The organism is Nocardia sp. NPDC050717, assembly GCF_040654275.1.
Classification (GTDB): Bacteria; Actinomycetota; Actinomycetes; order Mycobacteriales; family Mycobacteriaceae; genus Nocardia.
In genome coordinates this window covers 95,726-113,220 of the sequence record NZ_JBFAHR010000006.1, presented here as the reverse complement: position 1 = coordinate 113,220, position 17,495 = coordinate 95,726, and the positions used below count along the sequence as shown (strand labels likewise).

11 protein-coding genes are annotated in these 17,495 nt (G+C 70.8%); 7 read left to right on the top strand and 4 right to left on the bottom strand.

The genetic code is table 11. The features are described from left to right. The first annotated feature begins 8 nt into the window (after positions 1-8). The 3 genes from AB0H56_RS14720 (at position 9) to AB0H56_RS14710 (ending at position 4,176) form a co-directional block, all read left to right on the top strand. On the top strand, positions 9-665 hold the full coding sequence (locus AB0H56_RS14720; RefSeq protein WP_357162376.1) for a response regulator transcription factor: 657 nt from the start codon (positions 9-11) through the stop codon (positions 663-665). A 59-nt stretch (positions 666-724) separates the two neighbouring features. Then, complete coding sequence (locus AB0H56_RS14715; protein ID WP_357162373.1) at positions 725-1,390, top strand: DUF1707 domain-containing protein; 666 nt, start codon at positions 725-727, stop codon at positions 1,388-1,390. 1,082 nt (positions 1,391-2,472) lie between these two features. Continuing rightward, positions 2,473-4,176 carry a DUF2339 domain-containing protein gene (locus AB0H56_RS14710; RefSeq protein WP_357162370.1) on the top strand — a complete coding sequence of 568 codons (1,704 nt, stop codon included), beginning with the start codon at positions 2,473-2,475 and terminating at the stop codon, positions 4,174-4,176. Positions 4,177-4,291: 115 nt separating this feature from the next. Here the strand turns inward: AB0H56_RS14710 and AB0H56_RS14705 are convergent, their stop codons facing one another. Genes AB0H56_RS14705 through trmB form a run of 3 tightly spaced genes read right to left on the bottom strand, consistent with a single transcriptional unit; the run spans position 4,292 to position 10,719 of the window. Further along, a complete protein-coding gene (locus AB0H56_RS14705) occupies positions 4,292-9,178 on the bottom strand; it encodes an MMPL family transporter (protein WP_357162367.1) in 4,887 nt (1,628 codons plus the stop codon). Then, entirely contained in the window at positions 9,179-9,901 is a 723-nt protein-coding gene (locus tag AB0H56_RS14700; protein WP_186817440.1) for an NYN domain-containing protein, read from the bottom strand. Next, positions 9,898-10,719: a tRNA (guanosine(46)-N7)-methyltransferase TrmB gene (trmB, locus tag AB0H56_RS14695; RefSeq protein WP_357162363.1), complete on the bottom strand. Its 822-nt coding sequence runs from the start codon at positions 10,717-10,719 to the stop codon at positions 9,898-9,900. Before trmB ends, AB0H56_RS14700 begins: the two co-directional genes overlap by 4 nt. A 166-nt stretch (positions 10,720-10,885) precedes the next feature. Here trmB and AB0H56_RS14690 point away from each other — a divergent pair, with 166 nt between their 5' ends. From AB0H56_RS14690 to AB0H56_RS14680, 3 genes are all read left to right on the top strand, one after another. Beyond that, complete coding sequence (locus AB0H56_RS14690; protein WP_357162360.1) at positions 10,886-11,995, top strand: hypothetical protein; 1,110 nt, start codon at positions 10,886-10,888, stop codon at positions 11,993-11,995. Next, entirely contained in the window at positions 11,982-13,466 is a 1,485-nt protein-coding gene (locus tag AB0H56_RS14685) for a hypothetical protein (RefSeq protein ID WP_357162358.1), read from the top strand. The genes AB0H56_RS14690 and AB0H56_RS14685 overlap by 14 nt, the downstream gene beginning before the upstream one ends. 240 nt (positions 13,467-13,706) lie before the next feature. Next, the gene (locus AB0H56_RS14680; protein WP_110037741.1) at positions 13,707-15,539 is read left to right on the top strand and encodes a phosphoenolpyruvate carboxykinase (GTP); all 1,833 of its coding nucleotides are present in this window, start codon (positions 13,707-13,709) and stop codon (positions 15,537-15,539) included. Between the two features lie 54 nt (positions 15,540-15,593). Here the strand turns inward: AB0H56_RS14680 and AB0H56_RS14675 are convergent, their stop codons facing one another. After that, complete coding sequence (locus AB0H56_RS14675; RefSeq protein WP_357162355.1) at positions 15,594-16,349, bottom strand: phosphohydrolase; 756 nt, start codon at positions 16,347-16,349, stop codon at positions 15,594-15,596. Between the two features lie 114 nt (positions 16,350-16,463). Here AB0H56_RS14675 and AB0H56_RS14670 point away from each other — a divergent pair, with 114 nt between their 5' ends. Next, a complete protein-coding gene (locus AB0H56_RS14670; RefSeq protein ID WP_357162352.1) occupies positions 16,464-17,414 on the top strand; it encodes a helix-turn-helix domain-containing protein in 951 nt (316 codons plus the stop codon). Positions 17,415-17,495 lie beyond the last annotated feature (81 nt).

Here is a 17,495-nt window from a genome sequence, read left to right as displayed (position 1 = left end):
GAGCGGCGATGACCGACGACGCGATCACGGTGATGGTGGTCGACGACCACCCGATGTGGCGTGAGGGCGTCTCCCGCGACCTCACCGAGGCGGGCTTCGCGGTGCCCGCCACCGCCGACGGGGTCGGCACCGCCACCCGGCGCGCCGCCGCCGTCCAGCCCGACGTCGTCCTGATGGACATGCAGCTCACCGACGGCAACGGCGCCACCGCCACCGCCGAGGTGCTGCGCGTCTCCCCGCACAGCCGGGTGCTCGTGCTCTCGGCCTCGGCCGAACGCGACGACGTGCTCGACGCGATCAAGGCCGGGGCCAGCGGTTACCTGGTGAAGAGCGCGTCGGCGGCCGAACTGATCGACGCCGTGCGCGCCACCGCCGCCGGTCAGCCGGTGTTCACGCCGGGCCTGGCCGGGCTGGTCCTCGGCGAGTACCGGCGGATGGCGACCGCGCCGGTGGCCGCCGACCAGCCGCATCGTCCGTCGCTCACCGAGCGGGAAACCGAGGTGCTGCGCATGGTGGCCAAGGGGCTCTCGGCCAAGCAGATCGCCTCGCGGCTGAGCCTGTCGCATCGCACGGTGGAGAACCATGTGCAGGCCACCCTGCGCAAACTGCAGCTCGCCAACCGGGTCGAACTCACCAGATACGCCATCGAGCAGGGCCTCGAGTGAACCGAATTGGGGGTTTGCCCTGATGTGCCGACCCTGATCCGCTGGCTACCCTCGATCACATGGGCGGTCCCGAATCTCTCTCCGCACCCGGCGCCACGGCCTTCGGGCCGGTCGGCGACCGCGACCTGCGCGTTTCCGACGCCGAACGTGAACACGTCGGCCAACTGCTGCAACGCGCCGTCGGGCTCGGCATGCTCTCGCTCGGCGAGTTCACCGAACGTATGGACACCGCGCTCGCCGCGAAGACCCGCGGCGAACTCAACGCGGTGCTCGTCGACCTGCCCGGCATGCGCGTCGCCGGCGCGCCGCAACCCGCCGCGATGCCGAGGCCGCGCCCGGTACCGCCCGGCGGCTCCACCCCCGGTCTGATCCGCAGCCGCCTCTCCGGCGTGCATCGGCGCGGGCCGTGGCAGGTGCCGCCGGTGCTGCACCTCAACAACCTCATGTCGGGGGTGACCCTCGATTTCACCGAGGCGGTCATGCAGACGCAGGTCGTCGAGATCAAGGTCGACGACTACTGCACCGGCATCACGCTGATCGTGCCCGCCGCGGCCACCGTCGACCTCAACGGCCTCGACCTCGTCGGCTCCAGCGTGAACAACAAGGTGCGCACCGGCCCGCCCATCGGCCCGCTGCACCTGGTGGTGCACGGCCGCGTCCGCTTCGGCTCGGTCACCGCGAAGTACCCGCTGATGGTGCAGTGGCGCCGCTTCCTCGGCGCCTGACCGTTTTCGGGTAGGACCCCCACGCCCCACCGGGTGTTTCTACTCATGCCCTGAGCTGGCCGTTCGCCGACCATGAGGACATGAGTACCACCATCGATCCCACCCTGGTCGCCCGCCTCTCCGGCGAGTTCACCACCCTCGGCGCCCAGATGGGCCGCCTCGGGGTGGACCTGGACGTGCTGCGTGCGCAGTTGGAGAGTGGTTTCTCGGCCACCGCGGAGCATGACGCACAGGCTGCTGGGGATGTCTGTGGACAGTCAGCCCCACCCGGATCGCCGTCTGGTCCCGACACTGCCACACGACGCACCGCGAGCTCGAGGCACGGGCGCGTTGCGGGGGAGTCCGGCGCGTCGCCCGCATCTCCTCCCGCCAAGGACGGTGGCGCCGGTGAGCGCCACCGAACACTCGGTGTTGGGGACGACACGGCTGTGGAGAACTCGCGCATCGTGGATTCGCGTGGAGCGGGTCCGCGGCCCGACACGACAGAGAGCCCTGAAGTCTCGGCACCTCGTGCGGCGCACCCCGAGGCGTTCAGCGGAGTTGTCGGCCGGATCGGCGGTCCGGCCTCGGACACGGGTGCTGGAGTGGGCGCTACGGAATCGGAAAGCGTGCAGGCCGCTGACCCGACGGCAGAGACGACTCCCGTGCCGGGTGCCGGCGATGATTCTACGGCGCACCGAGAGGAAACACAGGGCACTCGAAGCGGTGCCAGGCAAGTCGCTCCAGGAACGGATCCTGTTGCATCAGGCAATAATCCGTGGTCCGGTCGCGTAGCTGCTGGCGCTGCTGGCGCTGCTGGCGCTGCTGGCGCTGCTGGCGGTGTGGGCGCTGCTGGGCCTGTTGCTGGGGCTGCTGGCGTTGCCGGGGCTGGCAGCGGTGTGGGCGCTGGTGGTGGCGCCGCTGGCGTGACGGGATCGGCGGCCGGTTCGGGGCATCCTGGGGCGTGGGGGCACGACGTGCCTGTCGGTCCGGGTGGGGTTCCGGGGAATGTCGGGTGGGGGCGAGGTGGATGGCCGGGGTCTGCGGTTCCTCCGCAAGGTGTTGCGGCGCAGGCGCAGTCGCGGCCGTACGCGGGGCCGCCGATGGTGCAGGGTGCGCGGCCGGGGCCGGGGTGGCAGGGAGGGCCCGGGTATGCGCGCGGCGGCGTTGGGCAGGGCGGGGGCTGGGCCGCGCGGCCGCCGCGGACGCCGTGGTGGCAGCGGGAAGGGGTGATCTCGCGGGCGCTTGCGGTGGCGGGGGTCGGGGTGACGCTTGTTGGTGTGTTGATGCTGCTGGTGTTGGCGGCGCAGGCGGGGTTCTTCGGGCCGGTGGCGAGAGTTGTTGCCGGTGGCGTGTTTTCGGCCGGGCTGGTCGGTGCCGGGTTGCGGGTGTTCAGGCGACCGGGTGGTCGGGTCGGTGGGATCGCGTTGGTGGCCACCGGGATCGCCGGTGGGTATCTCGACGTCGTCGCGGTGACCGGGTATTACCACTGGGTGCCGGCCGGGGTCGGTCTGGTGGCCGCGCTGGCTGTGGCGCTGTTCGGACTCGGCGTGGCGATGCGGTGGCAGTCGCAACCCCTGGCGGTGGGTGTCGTGCTCGGTGCCGCGCTGCTGTCGCCCGCATTGACGGTCGAGCTGATGCTGCTCGGCTTCCTGCTGGTGCTGCAGGCGGTCGGCGTGCCTGTGCAGATGCGCAGGAACTGGCCGGTCCTGCACGTGGTACGGACCCTGCCGATCGTGTTCGCCTCGCTCTGCATGGCGGCGCTGAACGGCCTCGCCGGCGCGACATCGACCAGTGAGGTGGTGCGCCGCGGTGGGCTCACCGCCGCCGTGATCGCCTGTGCGGCAATCGGTGTGGTCGGCGCCGTGCTCGTGACCCGACGGCGTCCCGCCGATATCACCGCGAGCATCACCATGGCCGTCACCGCGCTGCCCGTGCTCGCCGTCTCCGTCCTGTTCGACCGCGTGCCCGCGTCGGCCGTCACGGGCGGGCTGGCGGCCGTCCTGCTCGGTCTCGCGGCGGCCACCCTGATCCCCGCGCTCGCGAACGGCCTGCGGATTCCCGGCCACACCGCTCTGGTCTCGGCACTCACCGGCGCCGTCGCCCTGCTCCAGACCTGCGCCATGGCCACCGGAGCCGCGCCGGATCTCCTGCCGACCGCGCTGTTCGCCGTCGCCCTTGCCTTCCTCGCCGTCGCCGCCACCACCCACACCCGCGTCGCCGCGAGCATCGGCCTCGCCTTCGCGGTGCTCAGCGGCCTGATCCTCTTCGCGACAGCGAGCCCGGAAACCCTTGCCCTGCAACGGCTCGCCGAACAGCGACTCGATCTCGCGACCGCGGTGTCCGCACTGCTCGGGCTCGGCATCGCGGCCATGGTCGTCTGGACGGTCCCGCGGCTCCCGGGGTGGCGTGAGGAGGTGCTCGTCACCGGTGTGTGGATCGCGGTGAGCATCGGCGGACTCTATTTCGTACTGGTCGCGGCGGTTTCGCTCGGTGTGTCCCTCGGCGGCGGGGACGGTTTCGTCGTCGGGCACAGCCTCGCGACGATCGTCTGGATGGCCGCCGCGACCGCATCCCTGTTCTACGGGCTGCGCAGGATCACCCGCTCGCCCTCGGTGGCGAAAGTCTGCCTGGCCTCCGGCCTGCTGGTGGCCGCCGCCGCACTGGCCAAACTGTTCCTGTTCGACCTGGCGACACTGTCCGGACTGGTGCGGGTCGCGGCCTTCCTGGTGGTCGGAATCCTGTTGCTGCTCACCGGAACGCGCTATGCCCGGGCCTTCGCCGACTCCGACGTACCCAAGACGTAGCGCGGCCTGACCGGCCGCGACAGTCGCGGGGGCGAAAGCCATCGCGGAAGCGAGACGACGGAACCCACGGCATGGTGCTCGCCGTGGGTTCCGTCGTGTCAGCTGGTCGGGGCACTCAGTCGGCGTCGCCCTCGCGGCGGCGCAGCAGCTCGTTCACGCTCACTGTGCGTCCGTCGCCTGCCTGGTGACGGCCCTCATCGGGGGTCGTGCTGCCACGCCGCGAGGACCGCAACTGTGCCATCCAGTTCTCGATCTCGTTCCGGTTGTTCTGCGGCGCATCGGCTTCCGCCGTGTCGTCGCCGGAACGTTCCTGCTCCGTGCTCGGTGTCGGCACCGCGGTGAATCCGGCGGGAGCCTGCCACTGACCGGCCGGCTCCACCGGGGCGCCCCGGGAGTCATCTGCGCCGCGCCGCTCGTCTTCGTCGCCGGAGCGTGCCGGCTCGGTGTCCCCGGTCGGCACCGCCGTGAACCCCGGCGGCGCGACCTGCGGCCGAACCCCACCGCGCATCGAATCCTGCTCCGCCGCAGCCTCACCCGGAGCGAAACGCGCCGCATTGTCGACCTGCGGCACCTGGAACCCGCCCGGCGCATCCACGGAACCACGCAGCGACCCGGCCGTCCCGTTCTCCCGGCCCGGCACCGACTCAGCCGCCTCGAACCCACCGCGCGGCGGTGTCGCGCTGTCTTCCGAACCCGCCGCACCCTGATCGTCGGCGTATCGACGCCTGGGCAGAGCCGAACCAGTCGCGTTGTCGCCCCGACCTGGATCGGCCACACTGCCTTCGCGGCCCGTCGCGCGCGGGTCCGCAGCACCGAATCGTCGTTCGCTCGATGCCGCCCCGGTGCCAGGACCGGGAGCGGCGAGGATTCCGTGCCCGGGCGCGCTCGGTTCTGCTGTACCGAATCCGCGATCGCTGGGCGCGCCGGTGGTGCTGCCACCGTCAGGCGCCGCAAGGTCTTCGCGGCCGGGTGCGCTCTGTTCCGCAGTGCCGTAGCCGGGATCGGCGGGTGCCGTGCCGCTGCTGCTATGGCCCGGCGTCGCGGGGTTGGAGGCGCTGTTGCCGCGATCTGGCGTCACTGGGCTGGCGATGCCGTCGGCACGGCTCGCCGCATCCGGCTGCACGCCTTCGAAGTTCGGCTCGGCGCCGCGGCGGGGCAGCGGCGGGTTGGCTGTGCTGCTCTCGCGGCTGCTGAGCGGGCCGACCCCCGGCGGGTTGGCCGGGTCGTTCCCCGCACCGAATCCGCCATGGGCTGCACCGGAATCAGGGGCGCGGAATTCGTTCGCGGCCGTGTGGGCGTCGGCTTCGCGCCACGAGGGCGGGGGAGACTGGGGCTCCACCGGGACCGGTGTGCCGAAGACCCCCCGTGCGGCGGGCTGGTCGGCCTCGGGCTCGTTGCCCGCGGGTGCACGGTGAGTACCCGGTGCTGCTTGACCCGGCGGCGGGAAGGAACGCGAATCCTGTTCGGGCGCGGATCCTTCCGTCTCCTGCGCGGCCTCGCGACCGATCGGCGTGAAACCACCGAAAGTGCCACCGGCGGGCGGCTCGACCGGCCGCGGCGTCGGCGAGACGATGCTCGGCGGCTGGGGGTTGGCGATCCTCGGCACGGGCGGAACGAGCCCCGGCGGCGGATTCACGATGCTCGGCGCGGGCGGGGGCACGATGCCCGGCGGCGGGCTCACGCTCGGCCGCGACTGGCTGACGATCGGCCGCACCGAATCTTCGCCGGGCGCACCGAAACCGGGTGCCTCGTCGGGTGTCGACACCCGCGGCACGGACGGCCGGTCAACCGAGGGCGGCGTGAAACCAGCGGGCGGCTGGACCCGTTCCGCACCACGCGGCGGCGTCGCTTCGCGAGGACCACGGCTCGGCAGCTCGCCACCGATCACACCCGGCGTACCGCCGTCGACGAACCCGCCCCCGATGACTCCGCTCTCGCTGAGCGCGGAACCCGAAGCGCCATTGGCACTCCCGGTATCCGAAGGCGATCCGAACGACCCGCGACCCTGGTCTTCACCCCGCATGCCGAGCCGAGGCGAGTCGGCGTTCGACGCGCCGCCGTCCGTACCACCGAAGCGCGCGCCACTCTGCGAATCGCCCGACGCGCCGAAAGGCGAACCAGGGGCGGAGCCGCCGCGCGCGCCGAAGCGGGCGTCAGACGTGTCATCCGGCAGATTCAGGCGGGGTTCGCCGGGCGCCACGGCATGGGCACCGCTCGTGGGTCCGCCCTGCGGGCCGAAGCCGCCGCCCGGGGCTCCGAGGTTCTGGCCGGATTCCGGTGCGCCGGCGACCGGGTCACCGAACGCGTTGAAGCTCGAGATGCCCGGACCGGAATCGTCGCCCGCCGTCGTATTGCGGCCGGAATCGCCGGGGCGCGAACCGAACTCGCCGCGCGGGGACTGCGGGCCGGTGCCGTGGTCGGGCGAATCCGCTTGGCCGCGACCGGTTTCGGGCGGGGCGACCTCGGGCTTGATGATCGGCAGGATCTGGGTGGGGTCGCCGCTGCTGGGCGGATTCACCTGGCCCTGATCGGGTTTGGGCGTCTCCGGCTTGCGGGTCGGCCCGCCCGAGAGCATCGGGGCGCGCGGCCGCGTCGGATCCGGCGACATCGGCGGCCGCGGCCGCGCGGGCTCCGCGGGGTCGGTGTGCTCGGTGATCTTGTCCAGGTGCGCCGTCGGCGCCTCGGCCTCGATCTCGGCGACGGTGCGCGGGCGGCGCGGGGTCTTGGCCAGCTTGCTGTCGGGCACCGAGGCCAGCTGCATCGTCGGCGGATCGGTGATCGGGGTGGTCTTCACCAGGTCGACCACGGAGCCCTTCTGCGGACGCTCGTCGTCGAGGATGGGCTCGCCGAGACCGATCTTCTCCTGAATCCGCTTCATCCACTTGGGCGCCCACCAGCAGTCGTCGCCGAGCAGCTTCATGATCGCGGGCACCAGCAGCATGCGCAGCACGGTGGCGTCGATGAACAGCGCCGCGATCATGCCGTAGGCGATGTACTGCATCATCACCATGTCGGAGAACGCGAACGCGCCGGTCACCACGAGCAGGATCAGGGCGGCGGCGGTGATGATCCGGCCGGTCTGCGCGGTGCCGATCCGCACGGCCTCGGTCGTCGACGCGCCCTGGGCGCGCGCCTCCACCATGCGGGAGAGCAGGAAGACCTCGTAGTCGGTCGACAAGCCGTAGATGATCGCGATGATCAACATCAGCACCGGCGCGCTGATCGGCTGCGGCGTGAAGTTCAGGATCCCGGAACCGTTGCCGTCGATGAAGATCCAGGTCAGGATGCCCAGCGTCGAGCCGAGGCCGAGCGCGCTCATCAACGCGGCCTTGATCGGCAGCACCAGTGAGCCGAAGGTCAGGAACATCAGCACGAAGGTGGAGAACAGGACGATCAGGATCATCCACGGCATCAGTTCGAGCAGCGTGTCGATACTGTCGGCCATGAGTGTGGGCTGACCGGTGACGTACATCGTCACGCCGTCGGGAACGTCGATCGCCCGCAGGTAGTCGATGGTCGGTTCGGCGTTGCCGGTGGGATCGACCAGGGTCGCCGAGGTGCGGTAGACGGTGCGATCGTCCGGCGGATTCGACGGCACGGCGAACGGCTCGACCAGCCCGGGCGCCTGGTTCGCCTGCTTCCAGACCTGACCGATGGCGTCGGTGTCGGCCTTGTCGCCCGACTCGACGACGAAGACGAGCTGGACCGGGTCGGTCTTCTTCTGCGGGAAGACCTCGTAGAAGTGCTCGAGCGCGGCCCTTGTCGCGTTGTCCGGCGGCAGGTACTTCTCGTTGATACCGCCGAAGGCCAGATTCTTGACCGGGATGATCAGCAGCAACAGGCCGACGGTCACCGGGATCGCGATCTTGAGCGGATGCCGCATCACCCAGCGGGTGAGCCTGCCCCAGAAACCGTTCTCGATCTCCTCAGCGGTCTTGTTCTTGCGGAACCGCTTGAGGCCGAGCATGTCGACGCGCGGGCCGAGCACCGCCAGCATGGCGGGCAGGATCGTCACCGCGGTCAGCGCGGCGAGGGAGACCGTCGCGATGGTGCCGTAGGCGACCGAGCGCAGGAAGCCCTGCGGGAACAGCAGCACGCCGCCGAGGCTGGCGATGATCATCGTCGCGGAGAAGACGACCGTCCGTCCCGACGTCACCACTGTTCTCCGGATGGCGGCCGGGGTGTCGTAACCCTCGGCCATCTCCTCACGGAAGCGGCTGACTATGAACAATCCGTAGTCGATCGCGAGGCCGAGGCCGATCATCGAGACGACGCCGGTGACGAAGGAGTTGACGTCGGTGAAGTTGGTCAACGTCATGACGATGCCGTTGGCGCCGATGATCGTCAGACCGCCGATGATCAGCGGCAGCCCGGCCGCGATGATGCCACCGAAGATGAAGAAGAGCAGGACGGCCACCGCGGGCAGGGCCAGCACTTCCATCCGCTTGGTGTCGTGCGCGATGGTGTCGTTGAGCGTGACCCCGAGCGGCTGCAGGCCCGAGACCTCGACGTCGACGCCGGGAATGTAGAAGACATCCGCCACGACACGGTAATTCGCCATGATCGTCGTGTCGTTGTCGCCGACGATGGCGATCGAGGCGAACGCGTGCTTCTTGTCCTTCGACCCGAAAGCCGATGGCACGGCGGGCGCGTCGCCCACCTTCCAATAGGTGCCGTTGATCTTGTCGATCTGGTCGGGGTGGTCGTTGACCGCCGAGGTCAGGTTGCTGACGATCTTCTGCTGAAACTCCGGGTCATCGATCGTCTTGCCCTCGGGGGCGTTGTACATGACGATGACGTCGGCAGTGTGGTCGCGGCCGAAGGCGACGTCGGCGATCTCCGCACCCCGCACCGACTCCGAGCCGGGGTCGAACCAGCCGCTCTGCGTCAGGCGGTCGCCGAGTCCGGTGCCGTAGGCACCCAGCGCCAGCATGGCAGCACCGACGACACCGATGACGGCGAATCGGAACCGATAGACCAGATCGCCCCAGCGGGTGAACACTTAAGCGACTCCTTGACCAGGGCGAGACGTGAGCAGTGCCGACAGCGGCCGGAACGGCTGCAGCCAGGCACCCTCGTCGGGCAGCGAATCGAGGCTCACCCGCGGTAGCGGTTCCCGGAACACACCCGGGATGTCCTCGAGATCGACGAACTCGAGAGTATCGGAAGTGACAGCCCAACTCGCGTGCTCACGGAATCCCAGAACCTGAGCTGGGATTCCCTTGGCGGCGATCGCTTCCAGCGGTTCACGGAACGCTTGACCGTCGGCGGAGGCGACCATGATGCCCGCGAGTCCGCCGGTGCGCTCGCGCAGCGCGATGTGGGCGAGCATGTCGGCGTCGACATCGGAGTCCTCGTCGATCTTCGGTTTGGCGAAGACGGCGAAACCCACATTGCGTAAGGCCTCCACCCACGGCCGGACCACATCGGCGGTGCCGGGCGCGATATTGGTGAACACGGTGGCCTCGGGTTCGACGCGGCCCTTCGCGCCGACCGAGAGCTCGGCCGTGCGCGCGAGCAGCCAGCGGCCGAGCGCGTCGAAACGGGGGCGATAAGCGGCGGTGGGACGTCCACCGAGGATGGCGCCGAGTCCCATGTCGAGGTTCGGGGCGTCCCAGACGAGCAGGACGCGCCGGACGTCGGAGCCGGAACTGCCCAGCGCCTCGCTGCCGGCTGCTCCCTGGGCGATATCCGGCATCTCGGTGGCGATCTCACTCACGCTCATCTGTCGATCTTCCCCCATATGAACTCGTTGATGGCGCTACCGGCACGCAGGCCTTTGCCCTCGAACTTGGTGACGGGCCGTTCGAAACCGATCGGCGCGGTGATCCGGTTGGCCGCACTGTCGCCACCGGTGGTGTCGTTCAGGCCGGTCAACAGTGGTTCCGCCGAGCCTACTTCGAGAATGTGCTCGGCGTAGTCGGCGTGGTCGGTGGCGACGTGCAACACGCCGCCGGGCTTCAGCCTGCTGGCGATCAGCGCGAAGGTCGGCGCCTGCAGCAGCCTGCGCTTGTGGTGGCGGGCCTTGGGCCACGGGTCGGGGAAGAACACGCGGACGCCGGTCAGCGACTCCGGGGCAACCATGTTCTCGAGTACGTCGACCGCGTCGCCGCGCAGCAGCCGGATGTTGCCGATCTCCTCGCGCTCGATCTGCTGCACGAGCTGGGCCAACCCCGGTTGGTAGACCTCGATGCCGATCAGGTTCAGGTGCGGTTCGGCCTGCGCCATGGCGGCCGTCGCGGTGCCGGTGCCGCAGCCGATCTCGATGACCAGCGGCGCGCTGCGGCCGAACCAGGCATCGGCGTCGAGCGCCTCGTTGGCGACATCGCGGCCGATCACCGGCCAGGTGCGCTCCCAGGAGACCTGCTGATTCGGCGTCAGCGCGCCGCGCCGCGAGCGGAAGCTCGTGACGCGGGGGTAGAGGCGCGATCCGGTGGTCGAGCGACGGCCCGCCTCGTGCGGGATCTCGGACAGCTTCGGGTGGGACGGCTGCCCCGGCACCGACTCGACTGGTTGGTTGGCGGCGTCGTTCACAGCGCCCATTGTCCAGCATGCGCCGAGCTACGTCGCAGCCGCGTGCGTCGGGTCGGGCGGCGCGGGCGCGGGCCCCGTCGTGTTGCGGCGGTGTTGCCGCAGGTCGGCAGACGGTTCGCGACGGCCGCCGCGCCGCCGATCTGACAGAATGCCCACCGAAAAGGGGGTGTGCAGCATGTCGACAGCCACCGAATCCGGGCAGACACGGGCATCCGACCAGCTCGATCAGCTGATCTCGACTCTCGCGGCCGGTCGGGGTGGTGATCCGGCGATCGCCGACCGGCTCGCCGCCGCGGTCGCCCGGCGCAGGCGCCCGTTGCGGATCCAGGTCGCCGGGCGGGCATCGAGCGGGCGCAGCACAGTGCTGCGCGCGCTGGCCCTGCTGTCGGCGGAGGAGACGGCACCGGTCGATCAGCCGGGGGAGCCGGATCCGGTGCTCGACGGTGACCTCGTCATCTATGTGCTGGCCGGTGCGCCGCAGGCGGCCGATCAACGGGTGCTCGCCACGTTGCCGCCCGGGCGCGGCGTCGTCGTGTTGAACAAGGCCGACGCGGTGGGCGCGCGCTGGGGCGAGGCGGTGGCCGCTGCCGACCGGTACGCGCGCGAACTGGGCCTGCCGGTCGTGCCGGTGGTCGCCTCGCTGGCCGCCAGGACCAGGGCGGGCGCGGTGGACCCCGCCGACCGCACCGACCTGCGCAGGCTCGCCGTCGGCCCGGATGTGCCCTCGGTGCTGGCCGCCGACCTGTTCCTCGGCAGCGGCTCCGACCAGGACGCGCGCCGACGGCTGCTCGCCAACTGGGACCTCTACGGCGTCGACTGCGCGCTCACCGCTTTGCGCGCCGACGCCGAGTTGAGTTCGGCCGCACTCATCCAGATCCTGCACTCGGCCAGCGGTGTCGACCCGCTGCACCGGCTGGTGCATCGCCGCTACGAGCAGGTGGAAGCCGTGCGCGGTGGCGAACTGCTCGACGAGCTGATCCGCCTCGCCGCCAGGGCGGTCCCCGGTGACGGTGGCCGCGCCCGCGAGCTGATCGAGCACTACCTCACCGGCGACGACGCGCTGTGGGCCGGACTCTGCGCCGGACTCGCCTGCCCCCAGGTCTCGCATCTCGCGGCCGGCTACCCCTCCCCGGCGCCCGCCGACGCCGACGAGGCCCTCGCCCGCGCCACCCGCTGGCGCGCCGTCGTCTCCAGCGACATGCCCCCGGCCGCCCGTCGCGCGGCCCTGCGCGTCCACAACGGCTACATCCGAGCCTGGGAACGGATGAGCAGTGCCGGACTCTGACAGACCGGCCGCCCCGCCCGGCTCCGACGAGCAGGCGGTCGACGCGGAACTCCTCGCCGTGATCGAGCGGTGGAACCCGCAGGGTGTCGCCCTGTTGCGGGCGGTGGGGCAGGTCGGTCCCGGCACCGGGTCCGGTGTCGCGCTGTATGCCGTCGACGACGCCAACACCACGCTGCTGCGCACCGAGCTGGCCCGTTTCGAACCGCGCATCGACCTGGTCGACCCCACGGCGCCGGATCCGGCCGCCGCGCTGGTCCTCTTCGACGCGGGCAGCGTGCTCGGCGCCGACATGCTCGCCCTCATCGACCGCCTGCGCGCCGCGGACCGGCCGGTCGTGCTCGCCATGAACGGCTTCCACGCCTATGCCGACTGGCAGGCGATCCGCGAGCGCAGCCTGGCCCTGCTGGCCGAGCGCGGGTGCGACCTCGACATCGTCGCGGTCTCGGCCCGGCTGGCCGCCGCGGCCCGCGCCGCCGACGACTCCGCCCTGCTCGACCGTTCCGGGCTCGCAGGCCTGCACGCCACCCTCGCCGCGGCGACCGCCCAGCTCCCCGCCGACAGCCCGCAGCGCAGCGCCGCCGTGCTGACCAGGGCGATCGCCGACACCAGGGCCCGCATCACCGAACAGATCACGGCACTGCGCTCCGGCACGGAATCGGCCAGGATCAGGGAGGAACGGGTCGCCCAGCTCGCCGAACGCGACGGTGGCCGCCAGACCGGGCTGGCCTCGGTGCGCAGCCAGGTGCAGCTGGCGCGCGTCGACCTGACCACCGAGGTCGGCGCGATGGTGCGGGCCCTGCACACCCGCTCGCGCGCCGAACTCGACCGCTGCGACCGCGCCGCACTGCGCGAGTACCCGCGCCGCCTGCAGCACGCGACGGCGGAACTGGCCACCGCGGTCGACCTCTCGATCGACGACCGGATACTCGAGACGGCCCGCCGGATCGGCACCGCCGCGCCCGCCGCACGCAGGCACGATCCGGCGCCCCGACTCGGCCCCGATCCCGACCCCCGACACCGTGGTGTCGAAGATCACCTCATGATCGCGGTCGGCGCGTCGGCTGGCGTCGGTCTCGGTCGTCTGGTTGTCGCGCCGCTGTCGCTGGTGCCCGCGCTGGACGTCGCGACAGTCCCCGTGACGCTGCTGCTCGGGGCAGGCGCGGCCTACTGGGTGGTGCGTGCCCGCGGCCAGCTCGCCGAGCGCAACCACATGGCGCAATGGGTCGCCGAAGCACTGGTGAATATAAAGGCCCAGCTCGAGCAGCGTGTCGCGGCGGTTCTGGTGGATGTGGAGGCAGAATTGGCCGAGCACGTCGTCCGCGAATCGACGGCGCGGGCGGTGGCCGTCGACCGCCGCGTGGCCGAACTCGACGCGCTCGCCCGGCGGCTCGCCGCCGAGCGCCCGGCGCAGCTGGCCGCGTGCGAGCGCGACCTCGCCGTCCTCGATCGCGGCGCGGCCACGATTGTTTGATCGACCTGTGGGTAAGTATCAGGGAACCCGATTCCGTATCGATCGTCATATCGCGTTAACCTTTAACCAGGAACCTGGGCGTCCGCTCCGTGCCAGTCGATGCGCGGCCTCCGTCCGTGGACGGCGCTGTACGCCGTCCATTTGGGGTTGTGCGGTGGTTGGTTCGCTGCGGACGCCTTCCCGCCCGGTGGCGATCGATGGACCTCGCATCGAAGAACCGCCCATCTCAGGAGAGTTTTCATGACCTCAGCGACCATTCCTGGTCTTCGTGGATCCGACGGCACCGCGCCGACCGAGCACAGTGAACTGCTCGCCTGGGTACAGGAAGTCGCAGAGCTCACTCAGCCGGATCGCGTGGTCTGGGCCGACGGCTCCGATGCGGAATGGGATCGCCTGACCACCCAGCTGGTCGAGGCGGGCACCTTCAAGAAGCTCGACGAGAAGAAGAAGCCGAACTCGTTCCTGGCGCTGTCGGACCCCTCCGACGTCGCCCGCGTCGAGTCGCGCACCTACATCTGCTCCAAGACCGAGGCCGACGCGGGCCCGACCAACAATTGGGTCGACCCCGCCGAGATGCGCGCCACCATGACCGAGCTGTACCGCGGCTCGATGAAGGGCCGCACCATGTACGTGGTGCCGTTCTGCATGGGCCCGCTCGGCGCCGAGGACCCCAAGCTGGGCGTGGAGATCACCGACTCCGAGTACGTGGTCGTCTCGATGCGCGTGATGACCCGCATGGGCCAGGCCGCGCTGGACAAGCTCGGCAGCGACAAGCCGTTCGTGAAGGCGCTGCACTCCGTCGGCGCGCCGCTGGCCGAGGGCCAGGCCGACGTGCCGTGGCCGTGCAGCGACACCAAGTACATCACCCACTTCCCCGAGGACCGCGAGATCTGGTCCTACGGTTCCGGCTACGGTGGCAACGCCCTGCTCGGCAAGAAGTGCTACTCGCTGCGCATCGCCTCGGCGATGGCGCACGACGAGGGCTGGCTGGCCGAGCACATGCTGATCCTCAAGCTGATCTCGCCCGAGGGCAAGAACTACTACGTCGCCGCCGCGTTCCCGAGCGCCTGCGGTAAGACCAACCTCGCGATGATCCAGCCGACCATCCCGGGCTGGCGCGCGGAGACCCTCGGCGACGACATCGCCTGGATGCGTTTCGGCAAGGACGGCCGCCTGTACGCGGTGAACCCGGAGTTCGGCTTCTTCGGCGTCGCGCCGGGCACCAACCACAGCTCCAACCCCAACGCGATGGCCACCATCGACGCGGGCAACACCGTCTACACCAACGTCGCGCTGACCGACGACAACGACGTGTGGTGGGAGGGCCTGGAAGGCGAGCCCGAGCACCTGATCGACTGGAAGGGCAACGACTGGGTCCGTCGCGAGACCGAGACCCTGGCCGCGCACCCGAACTCGCGCTACTGCACCCCGATGTCGCAGTGCCCGATCCTGGCGCCGGAGTGGGACGACCCGCAGGGTGTGCCGATCTCGGCGATCCTGTTCGGCGGTCGCCGCAAGACCACCGTCCCGCTGGTCACCGAGTCCTTCGGCTGGGAGCACGGCGTGTTCATGGGCGCCACCATGGGCTCCGAGCAGACCGCCGCCGCCGAGGGCAAGGTGGGCACCGTCCGCCGCGACCCGATGGCGATGCTGCCGTTCCTCGGCTACCACGTGGGCGACTACCTCAACCACTGGATCACCCTCGGCAAGAACGCCGACGCGAACAAGCTGCCGAAGATCTTCTACGTCAACTGGTTCCGTCGTGGCGAGGACGGCCGCTTCCTGTGGCCCGGCTTCGGTGAGAACTCCCGCGTGCTGGAGTGGATCGTCGGCCGCATCGAGGGTCGCTCGGGCGCCGAGGCCACCCCGGTGGGCAACGTGCCCTCGGCCGCCGACCTCGACCTGGAAGGCCTCGACGTGGTCGTCGCCGATGTCGACGAGGCCCTCGCGGTGAACGTCGACGAGTGGCGCAAGGAGATCCCGTCGATCGAGGAGTGGTTCGAGTTCGTCGGCGACAAGCTGCCCTCCGGCGTGCGCGACGAGTTCGAGGCCCTCAAGGAGCGCCTGGGCTGATTCGCCCCCTGAACAGCGAACCGCCCGTACCGATGTCGGTACGGGCGGTTTCGTCTATTCGGCGAACGGCGCGAGCTTGATCAGCTGCAGGAATCCCGTGCCGTTGAGCCAGTGGATCCGGCCGTCGGGGACCGCGGCCGCCTCCGCGGTGAAGCGGGCGACCAGCTGACGCTTGAAGTCCTGGCGGGGGTGGCGGACGAGCAGGTCGTCGACCCAGTCGGGTGCCAGGTCGGCCAACCGCCGCCCGAGCACGTCCACCGAGGCGCCCGCGGAGACGAAACCGCCTGGATCACCCAGGTTTTCGGCGGCATCGGGATTGAGGTGGGCGGCGATCGCGGCGCCGATGGCCTCGGCCCGTGCGGCGGGCGCGCGGTGCCGCACCGCGAAACCGTGCGCGGACTCGCCCCCTGCCACGGCGAAACACCTCCCGGGCGTGGGCTTTTCGAGCTTCAGGTCGTGCAGCAGACTGGCGACGTAGCCGATCTCGTCGTCGTAGTCGACCCCGTCCAGCTCGGCCAGTGCGCGCGCGAAGAAGTAGGTACGGAACGAATGCGCCAGGAGTGTGTCCGAAAGGTGCTCGCGCGCTTCGACTTCGGCGGCTCTGGCCAGCGGGGTGTCCGGCAGGCGCACCGCGTCGAGATCGAGCCGGCCCGCGCCGCGGCGGCCGAGCGCCTGACGGATCCGTCCCGGCACCAGCGCGGGCACCACGCGCACCAGGCCGACGGTGAGCGCGCGGCGCTCGGCGGCGGTGAGGTTGCCGCCGGAGCGGGTGGCCCAGTCCCAGTCGAGGGTGGGTGTCGTGATGGGCATGGTCGGTCTCCTCGGGCGCCGAAGTTCGCTGTCCCTTCGAGTCTCGCGAGGGGAACGGCCGCAGTGAAGTGGCACGAATGCCAGTGATGCGCGGATTCATGCCAAACTGGAGGCATGATCGAGGTCGCCGCGCTCGCCCTGGACGGGGTGATGACCTTCGACCTGGCCTGCGCGGTCCAGGCGTTCCGGCACGGTCCCGGGGTCACCGGCGAGCCGGCGGGGTTCCAGATGCGCACCTGCGGCGTCCGGCCCGGCCCGGTGTGGACGCCGAACGGCTTCGACCTGCGCGTCGAACACGGCCTCGAGCTCCTGGCCGAGGCCGACCTGATCGTCGTCCCCGGCATCGGCCTGCCGACCCTGCCCACGCCGGAGCCCGCGCTCGACGCCCTGCGCGCGGCCGCCGAGCGCGGCGCCACCATCGCCTCGATCTGCATCGGCGCGTTCGTCCTGGCTCAGGCGGGTCTGCTCGACGACCGCCCGGCCACCACCCACTGGGGCTACTGCGATCAGTTCGCCGCGCTCTATCCGGCCGTGAAGCTCGACCCGGCCGCCCTGTACATCGACGACGGCGACATCCTCACCTCGGCGGGCCTGTCCGCGGGGCTGGATCTGTGCCTGCACATCGCGCGTCGCGAGCTCGGCGCCGCCGCGGCCGCCGACCTGGCCCGCTGGAACGTGGTCCCCCCGCATCGCGAGGGCGGTCAGGCGCAATACATCCCGCGCCCGATGGGTGGCGCCGACCCGCACGGCGGGCTCGCGGCGACGCTCACCTGGGCGATCTCGAATCCCGAAGCCGCCCACGATGTTCCCGCGCTCGCGGCGTACGCGCTGATGAGTGAGCGGACCTTCATCCGCCGCTTCAAGGCCGAGGTCGGCACGACACCGCGCGCGTGGCTGGACGCGCAACGTCTCGGCCGGGCTCGCGAACTGCTCGAACGCACGGATCTGGCGGTCGAGACGGTCGCGCAGCGTGCGGGATTCGGCAGTGTGACGGCACTGCGCGATCATCTGCGCGCCGTGACGGGACTCACACCCTCGGCGTACCGGCGCTCGCTCCGGCAGTAAGCCTGCGCAGCACCGCAATTACGGGGCGTGAGCAGCTGTGAAGCGCACCAAGCGAACTCGGGGTTTCCTGTCAGCTTCGCG